This is a genomic window from Paenibacillus sp. J22P15, from assembly GCF_056269345.1.
In genome coordinates, this window is the sequence record NZ_JBWDNT010000006.1 from 1 (window position 1) to 16,179 (window position 16,179).

Genomic DNA, 16,179 nt, shown 5'->3' on the forward strand with positions numbered 1-16,179 from the left:
ATCCGGTATTAGCATTCGTTTCCGAATGTTATCCCAGTCTTACAGGCAGGTTACCCACGTGTTACTCACCCGTCCGCCGCTAAGTATCAGAGGTGCAAGCACCTCATCAACTCCGCTCGACTTGCATGTATTAGGCACGCCGCCAGCGTTCGTCCTGAGCCAGGATCAAACTCTCCAAATTGGTGTTTGACTTGCTCAATACTTAACTAGCTATTTAAAACATTATCGGATCGACGTGATCCATTTGTTCAGTTTTCAAAGAACTTGTTTGTCACATTTTGTCGTGACAAGAAACTATGTTATCATCTTCAGTCGACGGTGTCAACAGTTTGTTTCACAAATGTTTGTGTCTCATTCAGTTGTTTGCCGTGTCTCAGAAGCGACAAGAAATAATATATCACTTACGCAAACAGAATACAAGTTGAAAAAAATGACAATTGCCTATTATTTTAATATCACCGAATTTTGAATAACCAAAATCCGATTAGGAGCAATCTCTGTGCTTGCTGCCGCGCGGATTCTAAGTCAAACCATTCACGCTTATAAAGCATATAGTCTTCCTCATATAGAACAAAGAAAGTGCCCTATATAGAAGAAGGAGCTGTTCCTCAAGGTCGTTAGCCTTTTGGAAACAACTCCTCTTATCATTCCTTCAACAACAGCAATAACGATAAGCTAATGCGAAGCTTCTTATTACTGATTCAGTGATACGTTACTACTAATTAACCGTTTCGCCTAATAGACGCAACAGCTCTGCTTCCTCTTCAATAACCGTAATACCAAGATCGCGAGCTTTCGTCAGCTTGCTTCCCGCACTTTCACCTGCTACAACGAAATCGGTTTTCTTCGACACGCTGCCTGAGATTTTGGCGCCGCACGCTTCAAGCAGTTTCGCTGCTTCATCCCTAGACATCGTAGGCAGCGTACCCGTTAGTACAACAGTCTTGCCGCTAAACACACTATCGTTTCTCGCAACAAGCTGCTGCTCTGCCTCCGCTTTCACGCCGAGCTCACGCATTCTAGCGATACTTGCGATAATAATCGGGTCTTGGAAAAATCCAACGATGCTCTCAGCTACAATGCCGCCGACATCGGGAAGAGTAATAAGCTCCGCCGCTTCAGCTTGCATAATTGCATCAAGATTGCCATAGTGGTCCGCTAACATTTTTGTAGTTGCTTTACCCGTATTCGGAATACCTAGAGCAAATAAGAATGAAGCTAGCTCTCTATCCTTCGACTTCTCGAAAGCAGCGATCAGCTTAAGAGCCTTTTTCTCACCGAATCGTTCGAGTTTGATCAAATCATCATAAAGAAGTGCGTACAAATCAGCAGGATCACGAACTTCGCAGTCTTTGTACAGCTGCTCTGCCGTCATGACGCTGAAAGTATCGATGTCCATTGCATCCCGAGAAGCAAAATGCGTAATGCGTCCAATAATTTGCGGCTGACAGCCGAGCTTATTATTACAGAACAGATGAGCTCCGCGCTGTTCAAGTTCCGTGCCGCAGGATGGACATGCTGTTGGGAATACAATTTCTTCACCGGGCACCTCATCTGCTTTGCCCAATATTTCAGGAATGACATCATTTGAGCGGCGAATCGTAACAAGCGTGCCGAGTGCATGCTTAAGATTTTTGCGTTCGATGTCGCCAATATTGTTAAGCGTACAGTTTTGTACCGTTACACCAGCAAGCTCAACAGCCTCAACACGTGCCACTGGAGTTATTTTACCGGTACGACCTACTTCCCAAGATACTGCTTCAAGAACAGTTGCCGCTTCTTCTGCTTCAAACTTAAAGGCAACTGCCCACCTAGGAAACTTATCGGTATAGCCGAGCGCTTCACGGGTTCTCATATCCACGACTTTAATTACAGCACCATCAATGAGGAAATCCAGCTGTTCCCGTTGTTCCGTCACGCGAAGCAGCTCTTCTTGTACCTCTTCGATCGTATTTTTATAAGTAACATAAGGGTTCACCTTAAATCGGTTATCCTTCAGAAACTGCTGCATCTCGCGGTGATCCGTAAAGGCAACCCCGTCAGCGTAGCCAATATTATAGAAAAATGCGTTCAGCTTCCGCTCCGCCGTAACCCGCGGATTGAGATTGCGCAGTGCGCCGGCCGCTGCATTCCGAGCATTCTTGAGCGGTTCAGCCGCAGTTTCATTGTACTTTGCCAGTACAGAGAGCTGCATGATCCCTTCTCCCTGTACTTCAACAATACCGTCACTCCACGGAATCGTAAGCGGCACCGAACGAATAGTTCTAACCTGCTGCAGAATACCTTCCCCGATCGCACCGTTTCCGCGCGTTGCCGCTTGAACCAGCTGTCCATCCTCGTAAGTTAGGTTTAAAGTCAAGCCGTCAAACTTGAGCTCAACTACATAACTTGGGGTTGGAAGAGGTTCCGCTTCTGGGTTCTTCGCATTATAGTCAGCGACCGCTTTGAGCAATCTCGTATTCCATGCGAGCAGGTCTTCGACATTTTGCGCTTTGTCCAGACTCCATAAACGAGCGCGGTGCTTATAAGGATCAAAGCCTTTAAGCAATTCTCCGCCTACCCGCTGAGTTGGAGATTCAGGCAATAGTACACCCGACTCTTTCTCCAACGCAACAAGCTCATCATAGAGCTTGTCATAATCCGTATCGTTTATTGATGGCTGATCAAGCGTGTAGTAGCGATAATTATGCTCTGTAATGATCGCAACAAGCTGTTGCATCCTCTCTAATTGAGCGTTCACGGAAGGCTCCTCCTTCTAATCGTCCAAAATGGCTGATCAACCTTATACTTTCGTTATAGGCGCAAATCCTGCAAGCAATCGCTTAATGCCGACCGGTGCCGGAAAAGCGATATTAAGCTCCATATCCTTGCCCGTCCCTTTGACGGAGACGATGACGCCGATCCCCCATTTGCCATGCGACACTCTATCGCCTGATGCAAATGTTCCAGACGCGGCATCGCCTGCCGCGCCGCTGCTTTGAGCCGCCCGAGCGGCATCCTGCAGCGGCGTGCTAACACGCACGCCGCCTCTGCCGCCCATCGCGGCCGGGCCCGTTCCCCCCATACCTGGGGAACGGCCTCCTGCACTAGGCGCACCGCCAGCTGGCGCGCGCCCGGCAAACCCGCGGCTCGCGCCCTGCGCAGCCGCACCTGTACCGCCCGTGACGCTAACACCGCTGCGAGCGGCGCCCCCGCGAGAATAACCGCCGCTGCCGCTGCCGCTTGAGGCTCCTTCTCTTACGCTCTCCGGAATTTCCTGCAGGAAGCGTGAAGGCATATTGCTATTCGTGCGGCCAAATAAAGTCCTCATCCGCGCGCAAGTGAGATACAGCCGCTTCTCCGCACGGGTAATCCCAACGTAGGCAAGGCGCCGCTCCTCCTCAAGCTCTTCATTATCAGCGAGAGCGCGACTATGCGGGAATACGCTCTCCTCCATGCCTATAATGAAGACGACAGGGAACTCAAGTCCCTTAGCGCTGTGCATAGTCATCAGCGTAATTGCATCCTTATTCTTCTCAGCCTCTTCTTCATCCTTGTTCAAGGAGTCAATATCAGCAATGAGCGCCAAATCAGTCAGAAACGCGACGAGCGTCCGATCCTCATTGCGCTTCTCGAAATCCATCGTCACAGATAGAAACTCATCTATATTCTCAAGACGCGCTTTTGATTCCAGCGTATTCTCTTGATGAAGCTCCATACGGTACTGCGACAGCTCCAGCACTTTCTCGGTAAGCTCCGTCACCGACAAATACTCAACCATCCGAGCAAGATTGTCGATAATCTCATAAAACTCGCGTAATAACGTACGTGTCCGAGCGTTCACCTCTACCTCGCCAAGGTTGTTCAATACGCGGTAAATAGACGTACCTCTTCTCGCCGCTTCATCCGCAAGCTTGCCAACCGTTGTATCCCCGATGCCCCGCTTCGGCACATTGATGATACGCACCAAGCTTATATCGTCATCCGGATTGGAAACGAGCTTCAAATATCCGAGCACGTCCTTGATCTCTTTGCGATCATAGAACTTAATTCCGCCGACAATTTGGTATGGAATATCGGATTTAATCAGTATTTCCTCTATTACCCGCGACTGTGCATTCGTACGGTATAATATCGCATGATTGGCAAATTTATAGCCGTTATTCACATTTTTACGAATTTCGCCCGTTACGAAATAACCTTCATCATGCTCTGTATCCGCTTGGTAAAGAGAAATCAAATCACCAGCGCCTTGATCCGTCCACAGCTTCTTCGGCTTTCTTCCTGTATTCAGCTTAATAACCGCATTCGCCGCATCGAGAATGTTCGCCGTCGAACGGTAATTTTGCTCCAGCATAATCGTCCGCGCCTCGGGATAATCGCCTTCAAAGTTTAAAATGTTCGTAATGTCAGCTCCGCGCCACCGATAGATCGACTGATCGCTATCGCCGACCACACAAATATTATGATGCTTATCCGCAAGCATGCGGGTCAGCATATATTGCGCCCTATTCGTATCTTGATACTCATCGACGTGAATGTATCTGAACTTGTTCTGATAAAACTCAAGCACCTCGGGTACATCCTTGAACAATTGAATGGTCATCATTATAAGATCGTCAAAATCGAGGGAGTTGTTGCTTCTTAGCTTCTTCTGATATTTCGTGAATACTTGAGCTACGATGCCTTGAAAATAATCGCCAGCCTTTTGCTCGAATTGCTCGGGTGAGATTAATTCGTTCTTCGCTCCGCTGATTGCAGCTTGTACTGCCTTCGGCTCAACCTTCTTCGTATCGATATTCATATCCTTCATACAGCCGCGGATAACCGACAGCTGATCCGAGGAATCCAGTATAGAAAAGCTCGATGTAAATCCGATCCGATCAATGTCTCTTCTAAGAATACGTACACACATGGAGTGGAAGGTGGATACCCAAATATCCCGTCCCGACGGTCCAACGAGTGTACTGACCCGGTCCTGCATCTCTCGTGATGCTTTATTCGTAAAGGTGATAGCCAAAATACTCCATGGCGCCACACGCTTCTTTTCGATTAAGTATGCAATTCGATGTGTCAGTACGCGAGTCTTGCCGCTGCCCGCTCCAGCCATAATAAGCAACGGTCCGTCAGTCGCTTGAACAGCATCACGCTGCGGCGGGTTCAGCTTCTGTACCGCCTGCTCGATACTTAAATAATTCAACATGCTCAGACTCCTTTGTTCGCATATGTTCGCCTCTTACCAGTGTAGACAACGGCTACCTCTGTGTCAATTTGAGAATATAGGAATTCGCCTGTTCATCCTTGGCTGAACTCCCTTTGAAGCACTTCATATTATTGCGTTGTTTCTAGGTATTGTTTCTAGGTACCTGCAAATCAAAAAAACATCCACTATACCTATCCTGCTGTCACAGTTGAGCAACAAAACAAATATTGTGGATGCTTATGATCATCTTATGACTGAGAAATCTAGAAATAGAAACGATTAGATATTCTTAACAGCCGCCACAGTCGACAACGCCGCTTCCAAATCGCTGTATATAATATTGCCGACAACAACCGTATGAGCGGCTTCCGCGGCTTGGCGGGCTTTATCTGCATTATCAATGCCGCCGCCATAAAATAACCTCGCTTGCGTCACTTCCATCCTTGCCCGCTTCACCAACTGCATATCACCAAAGCGACCGCTATATTCCAAATAAACGATTGGCAAGCGCATCAGCCTGTCAGCCATACGCACATGCGCAATGAGCTCCGCTTCCGTCAGCTCCGTTTGCGCTCCCGTAACCTGTGCTGCAGTAGCCGCTTCATTCAATATAATATATCCCTGCGCCGCTGTTTCCTCCCAAGGCACGAATGAACCGTATTCAATGAGCCCTTCGGTTTGCCGTCCGGTAATCCACTCCGCCCTGTTCGTATTCAAGACCAGAGGTACAAAATAGCCGTCGAAGCCGGGAACAGCTCCTTCTAGAGTGGATACCTCCAGCGCACAATCGACCGCATATCTGCGAATCCTCGCCATGAGATCTACTGTATTCTCAAAAGTAACTCCGCTGGAGCCTCCAACAATAATTGCATCGGTACCTGAATTACAAATTTCATCGAGCAGTTCATCAGATATGTCTCGATCGGGATCGAGCTTAAATACATGCCTCCAGCTAGAAAACCAAACCTCATTCATGAAAGTCCACGCCTCGCTTTTTCAAAAAAATCGATTATCGCATAATTGCTATCCTTCTATGCTATGTCAGCGAGATTTCCGTGTCAAACGGTTACTTCCGCCCAAGCTTCTCTTGCGCTTGTTTCATCAGATCTTTGTCACTATCATTAGGAACACTAATCCGCTGCAAATAAATTAAAGCTTCCGCAGGGTCACCGTCTTCCTTCGTTATGCCATGATAAATCATTCTAGACAATGCGCGCAGCGCATGATCGTTATCTCCTTCAGACTTGTAGGAAGCGATTGCTTCCTCATAATCACCTTTCATAACGAAGCGATCCCCTTCGAGCATTCCATCCTCCGGCACCGTAAACAAAGGAGTACTCTGAAATAGCGCCGTGTAATAACCGGCAGAGCTCGATATTTTACGCCCATTGGCATCATAAGCATCGACCGACCAAATGAAATCCCCTCCCGGGAAAACTGCGCCAAGCACCCCTGTATTCGAAAGGGTTACTCCACCTGTAGAGTCCATGCTTTTACTAAAGCCACTCGAATATCCTCGCAATTCCTTCAAGCTATACTCAGCAGTCGTCCCAGTATAACGCTCATCCGAGAGCAGTCCCGTACTGGAACCAACTCTTTTACCTTCTTTGTTCCAAAAAATCGTCGTAATCGACAGCTGATAATAATCAGCCCCCGGGTACGCCTCCCAAACAAATCGCAGCTTATCCCCTATTATTTGTTCCTTATTGACGGGTGAAACAGCGGTTACTTGAGGCACGAAGTGAAAATCGTATGTCTCCGTTTTCCCTGCTGCAATACTTACATACTCCCGAGCAGATTGTGTTAAATAATGACCGCTCACCTCAGCTGGCATTACACCGACTCCAACCTCATAATCATTAGCTTCAATATCATAAAAACGATAGACGCCATCCTTGTCAGTAATCGCTACGGGGTAATCCATGAAAGGCGGTGAGCTCCAACCATTGTCGTCCTTGCGGTGCAGTACGACAAATACATCTGCTGCCGGTTGTCCGCCAATCATAACTTTTCCGGTGATAGACGCTTGGTTATCTGGTCTGACGTGTCTTGTATTTAGCATAGCTTGATAGGTCCGCAGCTCTTCATATTGAAAGAACCCCGCCGAATTTGTAACTGACGCAAGCTCATTAAAAATCTGGTCTGCTTTGTCCCACTCTTTATTACACATATACAGCTTTCCCAAATTGAACTTAACCCCATTAATATATTGCGACGTTGAATATTTCTGTATTAAAAATTGAAGTTTGTTTATCGCAAGTTCACGATCCTGCTCGGTTGATTCCTGTCCGCTTGACGAGCTGCTTGATGGAAAAATAAAGATATGCTCGTCTCCAGTGGATGATGCGAACTGCATACCCGCTTCTGCCTCCAAGATTAGCGCTGAATCCAAACGGTCATTTTTAGGAAACCACTTCAATAAAACATCGTAGTTCCCAGTTTGATAGATCAAGTACGGCAAGGTGAAATAACCAATCCCTGCTCCTAAAATAAGAATCGAAAGCATCATCGCCATTGTTTTCACTTTCATTCGAATCATTTTACCCTCGACCACCCTTCAAGGAGCTCCGATTCGTAATACGTGCCTCCAGCTAGAAATATCAGCTTATCATCCTTCTCAAGCGGCCGCTCCGCTTCGTAGGTTTTGGGGAATGATGTGGATGACGTTAAGTGCTTCCATCCAATAACGGGTACAGCTACAAGCATAGCGAGGATAATGGCAACGGCAACTCCAGGAATACGCACCTCGCGATTCCAGAATGAAGGAGGAGATGCTTGCGTTAGTACAGCCCTCTGAAGCTGGTCATTGAACTGTACATCTGCCAGCTCCCTGTCCAATTGTTTGCGTATGCTTTGTGTATCATGCTCTTGTTTCATCCTGCCAGCCTCCTTCCTCTAATTGATGTCGAAGCAGTCTGCGCCCTCTCAGCAGCTTGCTTTTGATTGTGTTCTCGGATTCACCGAGCACTTGAGCAATTTCTTTCGTGGTCAGCTCCTGATAGTAGTACAGTACAATGACTTCACGATATTTGAGCGGCATAACCTCTATCGTTTCGCGAAGCGACAAGCTCAGCGCCCATCGCTCTATTTCAGCATCCGTTGAATTAATCATGTGACTATGGGCTTTCATTTCTTCTCCGGTCGTCTCTCGAAACAGAAGCCTCTTCCACGAAACGAGCCTCATCTTGCTGCGGCAGCGATTGATCGTCATTTGCAGCAGCCAGCCGCGCAGGCTGCCATAGCCGCGGTATTGGTTTATTTTTTGAAAGGCAGTGATAAACACTTCCTGGCTCACATCCTCAGCCAAGTGGTGGTCCTTCAGCAGCAAAGCAGCTGTCCGCAAAATATCATTGCCGTACTGCTCCATCAGCCATTTCAGCGCGGAGCCGTCACCGCTTTTCAGTCGTTCTGTCACTTGTTGCTCCACGCTCATCCGTCCACCTGCCCTCTCTATAAGTAAAGATGCGTTTTGATGTGCAAATGGTTGCAAATCATTCCCTTTTATTTTTATAGCACAAAAAAAACACCGCCCTCCCTATCACAGAGAAGACGGCATTTGTTAGTTGTTAAGCTTACTATTTGTTATTTGACAAGCTGTCCACGCGTAACGCCAAGCTGATTGATAGCTTTCAGGCTGCGCCATACTTGTGTGCCGCTTATACGGCCATCAAGTGCATCGCGGTATAACGAAAGTACTTCAAGCACCTTCTCCGGCGTTTCTTCCAAAAACTCAACGCGGAAGTTGGATACGCCCATGCCTACAAAATTGCGAATATACTCGGCACCCGATTGCTCAACAGCATTGTACACCGTATTGCGGCAGCCTTCGTCAACACGAACAGGGTGAGCCATTCCGATACGATCCTGCAAAGATGCGCGTTTCTCCTCGCAAGGACGACCGCAGTTCGTGAAGTCTGTCCCTTCGCTCATAAAGGTGCAATATACGCAATGCTCGGTGTGGAACATTGGCAAATGCTGATGGATAACCACTTCCAGCATCGATGTATCCGAGTTTTCCAGCAAATCAACCATCTGCTGAATGTTCAAATCATACGATGGTGTAATCATATCAAGTCCAACGTCCTTGAACAGGTTTACTGCTTTGTGGTTCGCTACATTAAGAGAGAAATCACCAATCAGCTTAGGGAATGGCTTATCCGGGTTAGCAGCGCGAGCACGCAGATAGTAATACAACGCTCCTGTGTTCCGAATGAGTACTGCATCCGGCTGCAGCTTCAATATATTTGCATGGTAGCCGTTCTCTCCCGGCATATGAATGCGCGGCGTAGCCAGTGCAATAGGCTTGCCTGCTTCACGGGCAGCTGCTACCGCTGCTGGGAATTGCTTAATAAACTCAAAATCAGCATAGACATAAGAGACATCGGTTTTGACTGCGGCCTGCACCTGTTCCAAGCTGCGGCATAATGCAATCAAATTAGCGTCTTTTCCGTTATTCGGAGCCAAAACATCCTTTGTCGCTGCATCCGCCAAAACAGCATCCTTGCTCGAGAACATCGCATTCTTCACATAGACAGGCGGCTTCGGACGCTCACCCGCAAGCAGCTCAACAGCTTCACGGCGCAGTCTGTTCAGTTCACGGATCGGTACGATCAAATCACCTTGCAGCTCGACTTCCAGCTTCTCAAGCTGATATACAGTGCCGCCTAAACGACCCAACTGATCTTCAAGCAGCGCTGCATCCATCGGGCGCTTCTGTGCCTGTTCCAAATCAATCTCTGTCGCGACTTCAACAGTCGTCCCCTTCTGCACATCCGTCCACCATGTACGCATCGGTTGTCCAAGCGCACCCGTCACTCTAACATGAAGCGGGAATACACGGTACGGCTTTTCTGTTTCGAATGACGCTCTCAGGCGTCTATCCAGCGCCGGATCGTTCGTTTTCCATACACGGTCGCCTACATGAACCTTACGCAAATCAACATCATTGCGTCCAGCTACCAGCTCGATCAATATGCCTTCCTGCGCTTCGCCTTCGATTTTCACGCCTTGACGGCGGATATCGTAGACGCGGCCGCCCTCTTCCTTCTTCGTCGGATCGCCTGCGTCAAACACAATGCCATCACCGCGCTTTAACGGCGCTTCGATCTTGATTGTAACTGCATCGCGCATAATGCGCTCTACACGGCCGAGGTAGACACCGCGGCTTTTCGGGAACGTGCCTTCCACAAGCATCTTGTTGTTCGTTCCCGATAGGAAACCATGCGTGAAGCCGCGCGAGAAGCTTTGCTGCAGCTCACGCACATCCTCCACTGACGGCTTCGACAAGTCGCCGTCAAAATATTTATCGATCGCGCGACGATACTTGCTCACGACATTCGCAACATACTCCGGACTTTTGAGACGTCCTTCAATTTTAAACGACGTTACGCCCGCTTGGATGAGCTCCGGCACAATATCAATCGCCGCCAAATCCTTCGGCGACAGCAAATACGCAATGTCTCCCATCGGCTGAACCTCGCCATCGACCATCAAGTCGTACGGCAGCCGGCAAGCCTGCGCGCATTCACCGCGATTCGCTGAGCGTCCTCCCCACATCTCGGACGTCAGACATTGACCCGAATACGATACGCAAAGCGCTCCGTGTACGAACACTTCCATCGGCAGCTTCGCTTGATCGCCGATTGTACGGATTTGCTTCAAATTATTTTCACGTCCGAGCACGACCCGCTCCAGACCAAATGGCTTAGTAAACTCTACAGCCTCAGGTGACGTTATCGTCATTTGTGTGGAGCCGTGAATTGGAAAGTCCGGTGACAGCTCACGAATCAGCTTCACTAAGCCGAGATCCTGTACAATTACCGCATCAACGCCCGCTTCGATACACATTTCGATTAGCTTCTGCGCGTCTCTCAGCTCATCTTCAAACACGAGAATGTTAAACGTCAGGAAGCCTTTTACGCCATACGTATGCAGAAACGCCATAATTTCCGGCAGTTCCTCACTGCGGAAGTTGTTCGCGCGTGCACGTGCATTAAACTTCTCCACACCAAAAAATATTGCATCTGCGCCATTTGCTACTGCCGCTCTCATGCAATCCCAATCGCCAGCCGGAGCCAGCAGCTCTATGTCCGATCTAATTATTGTATCTGTCATATTACCTATCAATCCCTCTCATTCTTGAAACCTGCTTCTACTATCTTAACAAACCACAGACATCTATACCACTACACAATACTGGCATCGCGAAGCGATAGATGGTTGAACCCAAATTGAATCGTCAAAAAGACCGATCCCTCCAATAAGGAATCGGTCTTTCGGTTACAGTCTCAATTAATTAAAGCGAATCGATTGTACCACGTCATTAACGATTTTAAGATTGCTTTCGGTTGCACGGTTATCATAAATCGCAATTCTGAACACGATCGCACCCTTTGAAGAATCAAAGATATAGTACGATTCTAAATAAGGCAGAGTTTCTTCTGTTTGCTTTGCTTGAACGACTAAATGCCGCGCTTGTTTACCATTAATAGTAATTGAATTAGATTCTTTAATGCTTATACCATTAGCGATGCCTTCAGCCGATTTGGTGAAATCAGTAATCGAAGCAACGAGCTCTACTGCTGTATCTTCCGTCTCGAATACATTAAATTCACCCGCACTAAAGGAATAGAGAACCTCATCTTCATTAAAGTTGTTTTGCAAACCATACCAGTATGTAGGGATCTCAATAGAATATCCGTAGGTAGAGCTGCGTTTCGTTGTTTTTATGCTGCGATCAACTAATTCACTGTTGTCCTCAACACTTCCATAATTTTTCTCAATAAAAGTTGTATTAATATCTACTGAAGCCATAATCTGATTGAAAATTAGTTTACTGTTCTCACTATTGGAAGAAGGGTACATATAGTTTATCGAGTATTGATATTCTCCAGAGAAGAAAGCAATCTCATGGTAGGTAAACCAGGTATCTGCATCGAACGCCAGATCATAGCTGAGCACTGCTGCTTTGCCATTCTTCAAGGAAATCGATGTCGTTGCAAAATTGCGAAGACTAGAGCTGACGAAATCTTCACGAATTCGTGCCTCACGACGAGCTGCCCAATTTTCACTCGTAACTCCAGCAGTTATTGATGAGAACGAGAAGTAGAAAGCATCTGTATCATTCTCATACCACGGTGTCGTGCTTTCTAGATCACTGTACCAGTCTGCCGGCAGCTTAACAGTCAGCCCATAATCAGCATCCTTAAATGTTATCAAGCCATCCTTCACCTTCGTAATATCTTTGAGCGTTTTATCCGCTTGGTTGAAGGAAGGTACAAAGCTATTCAAAAACGTATCGTAGCTATTCAATACCTTTTTATCCGCGCCCTTCGCTCCGACAATAACGATGTAGTACGTATCCTTTTTCTGAATTCCGCGATACTCATAATACATTTTGGTTTGTTTCGCATAGCTTACAACCTTCTCAAAGGTTAAACCGCCTACTGTGATGGTACGTTTGTCTACTGTAATCTCATCTTCATCATAATAGGACATTAACAATTCTCTCTGCTCTTCGCTTGACAGTATGTCATCACCAATACGAGTAGACATCACATTCACTTGCGCAGCGATCTTGGAATCATCTGTTGTATCTGCCCATTTCACATGATCCCCATTATCGCTTTGGAGAACTTGCACTAGACCTGCTGGATATTTCAAAGACCATCCATGGTAGCTGTCACCCACTTTGGTTTTACCAAAATCCGAATCGATCGACGTGCCGCCAGATCCTGAAGTTTGCGCACGCATTCCCACAATTACCGTTTCTTTTGTCTTATTGTCTGTTGAAAGTTTTGCGCCAAAAGCTTCAACGATAACGCGCAGCGGTACCATCGTTGAACCTTTAACCACAACAGGAGCCACAGCAACTGTTTTAGCTGCACCATTCACTTTTACCGTTTTGCTGCCGAAGGTCAAAACAACCTTGCGGTCATTGTAAGTAAGTGTTATAACATTGCCATTTTCCAATTTAAGTCCAGCTCCAAAAGCATTAGTGATGACCTTAAGCGGAACCATTGTTGTGCCGCTGCTTACGAATGGAGCTTCTACTGTTGAAGCTGTTCCATTAATTTTGACCGTTTTGCTGCCCGCCTTCAAGCGAACCTCGACCTTATTGTCAGTCTCTGCGGCGAATGCGGCCATCGGCAGCATTGCTATAATAAGCAAAACTGGCAAAAACATCGTTAACATTCTTTTATACCTATTTAATTTCATTTCCAATATCCCCTTATCATTAGATAATTGCCATGTTCTTTGTCTTAATCTTGCTGCTTGCTGCTTAACCCTCGACTAGCGTTAGCTTACGGGTCACAAGATCCCCATCGATTTGCAGCATGACTTCTACTTGTTGACCAGGTAAGTAGCTTTTTAGCAGCTCATTAAGCTCAACGATCGTTGATACCTGCTTGCCTGCCACCTTATAGAGAAAATCACCGTTTTGAATACCCGCTTTTTTGGCCGCTGCTGACGTCACTGACTTGACCGTTAACGGATCAGAAGTTGGAATGCCGATTATCGCTGACCAGCTTTCCTCTAGTCCGAGACCAAGCGATGCACGTTTGACATGCCCGTATTTGAAGAAATGATTCGTCACATATTGAACGGTGTCCGCGGGAATGGAAAATCCAAGATTCTCAACTCCAACCTCTACAAATTTCAATGAATTAATGCCTATGACCTCACCCTTCATATTTACAAGCGGCCCGCCACTATTGCCCGGGTTAATAGAAGCATCCGTTTGCAGCAAATTGTAGGCAGAAGAAATACTTCGGTTCATTCCGCTGAGAATGCCGCTTGTTGCTGTATTACGAAGCGCGAAAGATACCGGAGTTCCAATAGCTACAACTGTCTCGCCTACCTGAACTTTAAGAGGTGACGGAGCAAGCTTTGCAATGGGAAGTTTTGTTGCTTTAATTTTTACTAACGCAAGATCACTAGCCTCATCGTGATGCGTACGTTCTGCATCATACTGCTTACCGCCCGCTGTAACGACAACCAGATTAGTCATGTCTTCTACAACATGCGCATTCGTCACGATCCAGCCATCTGCCCGGATAATAACTCCGGTTCCATGCGCGAGCGCATACCTTGGATCCGCTGTACCTATATCCTTCGGTTTGCCAATAATAGCAACGACGGAAGGCGATACCTTCTTCACCACCGACGGAATATCGACTGGCGTGTACACATACGTGTTCGTCTTTGAATCAAACGTACCTGTTCCGCCAAGCGCATTCGTTAACGAGCTTGCTTTGACATATACCTCGCCATTAATCTTAGCAGCATTCATCGTATGTGTAGCAGTGCTGCCTGCACCAGCACCCCATACTGTTCCTGCTGCAACAATCGCTCCTAATACTAGGAAGCCGCAAATACGCAGCAAGCTGCTTTTCACGAAGCCACTCTCCCCATTTTTCATAGTTTGGACCATTCACTCGAATAATCATTTCTTGTGCATGAAGCACTAGCAACCCGTTGTAATATAGCATAATTTCCCAAGTCCAACAATGAAAATCGATAGATTTCATCTCCTAAAATTTTACTAAATACCGCTAGCGATTCACGTACTGCGCTTGTTTTGTTTAATTATTATGCTATTTTGTCAAATATACTTTCTGGTATGTGTTCTGATAATAGAAGTGTTATACTAGACGTGACTACTAAATCAATCCATATCGATGGATTCGGGAGGTATATGAATCAATGAAATTAGGAGTATTTAGCGTACTTTTTGCACAAAAACCGTTCGAGGAAGCACTCGACTATATCGCATCCAAAGGACTCGATGCAATCGAAATCGGAACTGGCGGTTACCCTGGCAACGCACACTGTGACCTAGATGGTTTGCTTGCTGACGAAGGTAAACTGAAAGCGTTTAAACATGCGGTGGAATCGCGTGGTTTGATGATCAGTGCACTTAGCTGTCACGGTAACCCATTGCACCCTCAAAAAGCGATCTCAACAGAGCATGATGAAGTTATTCGTAAAACGATCGAGCTTGCTAACCGCCTTGAGGTTTCCGTTGTAAATACATTCTCAGGCTGCCCTGGTGATCATGAGGATGCAAAATATCCGAACTGGCCGGTCGCTCCTTGGCCGAATGATTTCCAAGACATTTTGAAATGGCAATGGGAAGCAAAAGTTATTCCATATTGGTCTGAGATCGGTAAACTTGCTGAAGCAAGCGGCGTGAAGATGGGCCTTGAGCTTCATGGTGGTTTCTCCGTTCACAGCCCTGCAACAATGCTTCGTCTTCGTGAAGCGGCTGGAAATGCAATCGGTGCTAACCTCGATCCTAGTCATATGTGGTGGCAAGGTATTGATCCGGTTCAAGCGGTACATATCCTTGGACGCGCTGGAGCAATCCATCACTTCCATGCTAAGGATACAACGATTGATCCAATCAACGTGAATCATCATGGTGTTACAGATATGCAATCCTACGCTCTAATGCTGGATCGCGCTTGGCAGTTCCGTACGGTTGGATATGGTCATGACATGAAAACTTGGGCTGATATCCTCAGTGCACTTCGTCTAGTCGGCTATGACTACGTTGTCAGCATCGAGCATGAAGACGGCTTGATGTCCGTTGACGAAGGCTTCACGAAAGCCGTTCAAAATCTACAACAAATCCTTATCCGCGAGCCGCTTGGCGAGATGTGGTGGGTTTAAAGCTTATAAATACAGAAAAAGGTCTGCCGGACTTGTCCGGCAGACCTTTTTCTATGTATGCTGTTACGCGAGCCAAACTTTTGTGATCATAATAAAATCGATCAACAAGAACAATGCGAGCGAGACTGCTGTAAAACCGATTGCAAAAATGTTTTTCTTCGGACGAGCGGTCAATAGTCGAACGAAACCGATTGCGATCAATACGGTAAAGGCCAACATAAACCAATCGAAAGTAGCAATTTTACTTGCTGTTTTAGCTGCTTCTTCTGCCAAAAACATGAAGGGACCTCCTTTTTTCGCACGTAACCTATTTTACTATATGT

At 46.8% G+C, this 16,179-nt stretch carries 11 protein-coding genes and 1 rRNA gene; 1 reads left to right on the top strand and 11 read right to left on the bottom strand.

Translation table 11 applies throughout. The features are described 5' to 3' along the window. From AC0YN6_RS14995 to AC0YN6_RS15040, 10 genes are all read right to left on the bottom strand, one after another. Positions 1 to 181 (bottom strand): 16S ribosomal RNA (locus AC0YN6_RS14995); the annotation flags it as partial. 537 nt (positions 182 to 718) lie between these two features. Further along, positions 719 to 2,719: an NAD-dependent DNA ligase LigA gene (gene ligA / locus AC0YN6_RS15000; RefSeq protein ID WP_475748110.1), complete on the bottom strand. Its 2,001-nt coding sequence runs from the start codon at positions 2,717 to 2,719 to the stop codon at positions 719 to 721. A 63-nt stretch (positions 2,720 to 2,782) separates the two neighbouring features. Next, positions 2,783 to 5,182 (bottom strand): DNA helicase PcrA, encoded by a 2,400-nt coding sequence (gene pcrA / locus AC0YN6_RS15005; RefSeq protein WP_475747790.1) that lies wholly within the window; start codon positions 5,180 to 5,182, stop codon positions 2,783 to 2,785. Between the two features lie 279 nt (positions 5,183 to 5,461). Further along, positions 5,462 to 6,157, bottom strand: coding sequence for a heptaprenylglyceryl phosphate synthase (pcrB, locus tag AC0YN6_RS15010; RefSeq protein ID WP_475747792.1), 696 nt, complete (start codon positions 6,155 to 6,157; stop codon positions 5,462 to 5,464). A 91-nt stretch (positions 6,158 to 6,248) separates the two neighbouring features. Next, positions 6,249 to 7,721, bottom strand: coding sequence for a carboxypeptidase-like regulatory domain-containing protein (locus AC0YN6_RS15015; RefSeq protein WP_475747794.1), 1,473 nt, complete (start codon positions 7,719 to 7,721; stop codon positions 6,249 to 6,251). After that, positions 7,718 to 8,059 carry a hypothetical protein gene (locus AC0YN6_RS15020; protein WP_475747796.1) on the bottom strand — a complete coding sequence of 114 codons (342 nt, stop codon included), beginning with the start codon at positions 8,057 to 8,059 and terminating at the stop codon, positions 7,718 to 7,720. Before AC0YN6_RS15020 ends, AC0YN6_RS15015 begins: the two co-directional genes overlap by 4 nt. Beyond that, positions 8,043 to 8,615 (bottom strand): RNA polymerase sigma factor, encoded by a 573-nt coding sequence (locus AC0YN6_RS15025; RefSeq protein ID WP_475747797.1) that lies wholly within the window; start codon positions 8,613 to 8,615, stop codon positions 8,043 to 8,045. Before AC0YN6_RS15025 ends, AC0YN6_RS15020 begins: the two co-directional genes overlap by 17 nt. A gap of 149 nt (positions 8,616 to 8,764) precedes the next feature. Next, entirely contained in the window at positions 8,765 to 11,296 is a 2,532-nt protein-coding gene (locus AC0YN6_RS15030; protein WP_475747799.1) for a U32 family peptidase, read from the bottom strand. 177 nt (positions 11,297 to 11,473) lie between these two features. Then, complete coding sequence (locus AC0YN6_RS15035; RefSeq protein WP_475747800.1) at positions 11,474 to 13,399, bottom strand: stalk domain-containing protein; 1,926 nt, start codon at positions 13,397 to 13,399, stop codon at positions 11,474 to 11,476. Between the two features lie 64 nt (positions 13,400 to 13,463). After that, complete coding sequence (locus AC0YN6_RS15040) at positions 13,464 to 14,579, bottom strand: S1C family serine protease (RefSeq protein WP_475747801.1); 1,116 nt, start codon at positions 14,577 to 14,579, stop codon at positions 13,464 to 13,466. 308 nt (positions 14,580 to 14,887) lie between these two features. Between AC0YN6_RS15040 and AC0YN6_RS15045 the strand changes: the two genes are divergently transcribed. After that, the gene (locus AC0YN6_RS15045; protein ID WP_475747802.1) at positions 14,888 to 15,856 is read left to right on the top strand and encodes a sugar phosphate isomerase/epimerase family protein; all 969 of its coding nucleotides are present in this window, start codon (positions 14,888 to 14,890) and stop codon (positions 15,854 to 15,856) included. A gap of 63 nt (positions 15,857 to 15,919) precedes the next feature. Here AC0YN6_RS15045 and AC0YN6_RS15050 read toward each other — a convergent pair whose 3' ends face one another. Next, complete coding sequence (locus tag AC0YN6_RS15050; RefSeq protein WP_475747804.1) at positions 15,920 to 16,135, bottom strand: hypothetical protein; 216 nt, start codon at positions 16,133 to 16,135, stop codon at positions 15,920 to 15,922. Between the last annotated feature and the right edge of the window lie 44 nt (positions 16,136 to 16,179).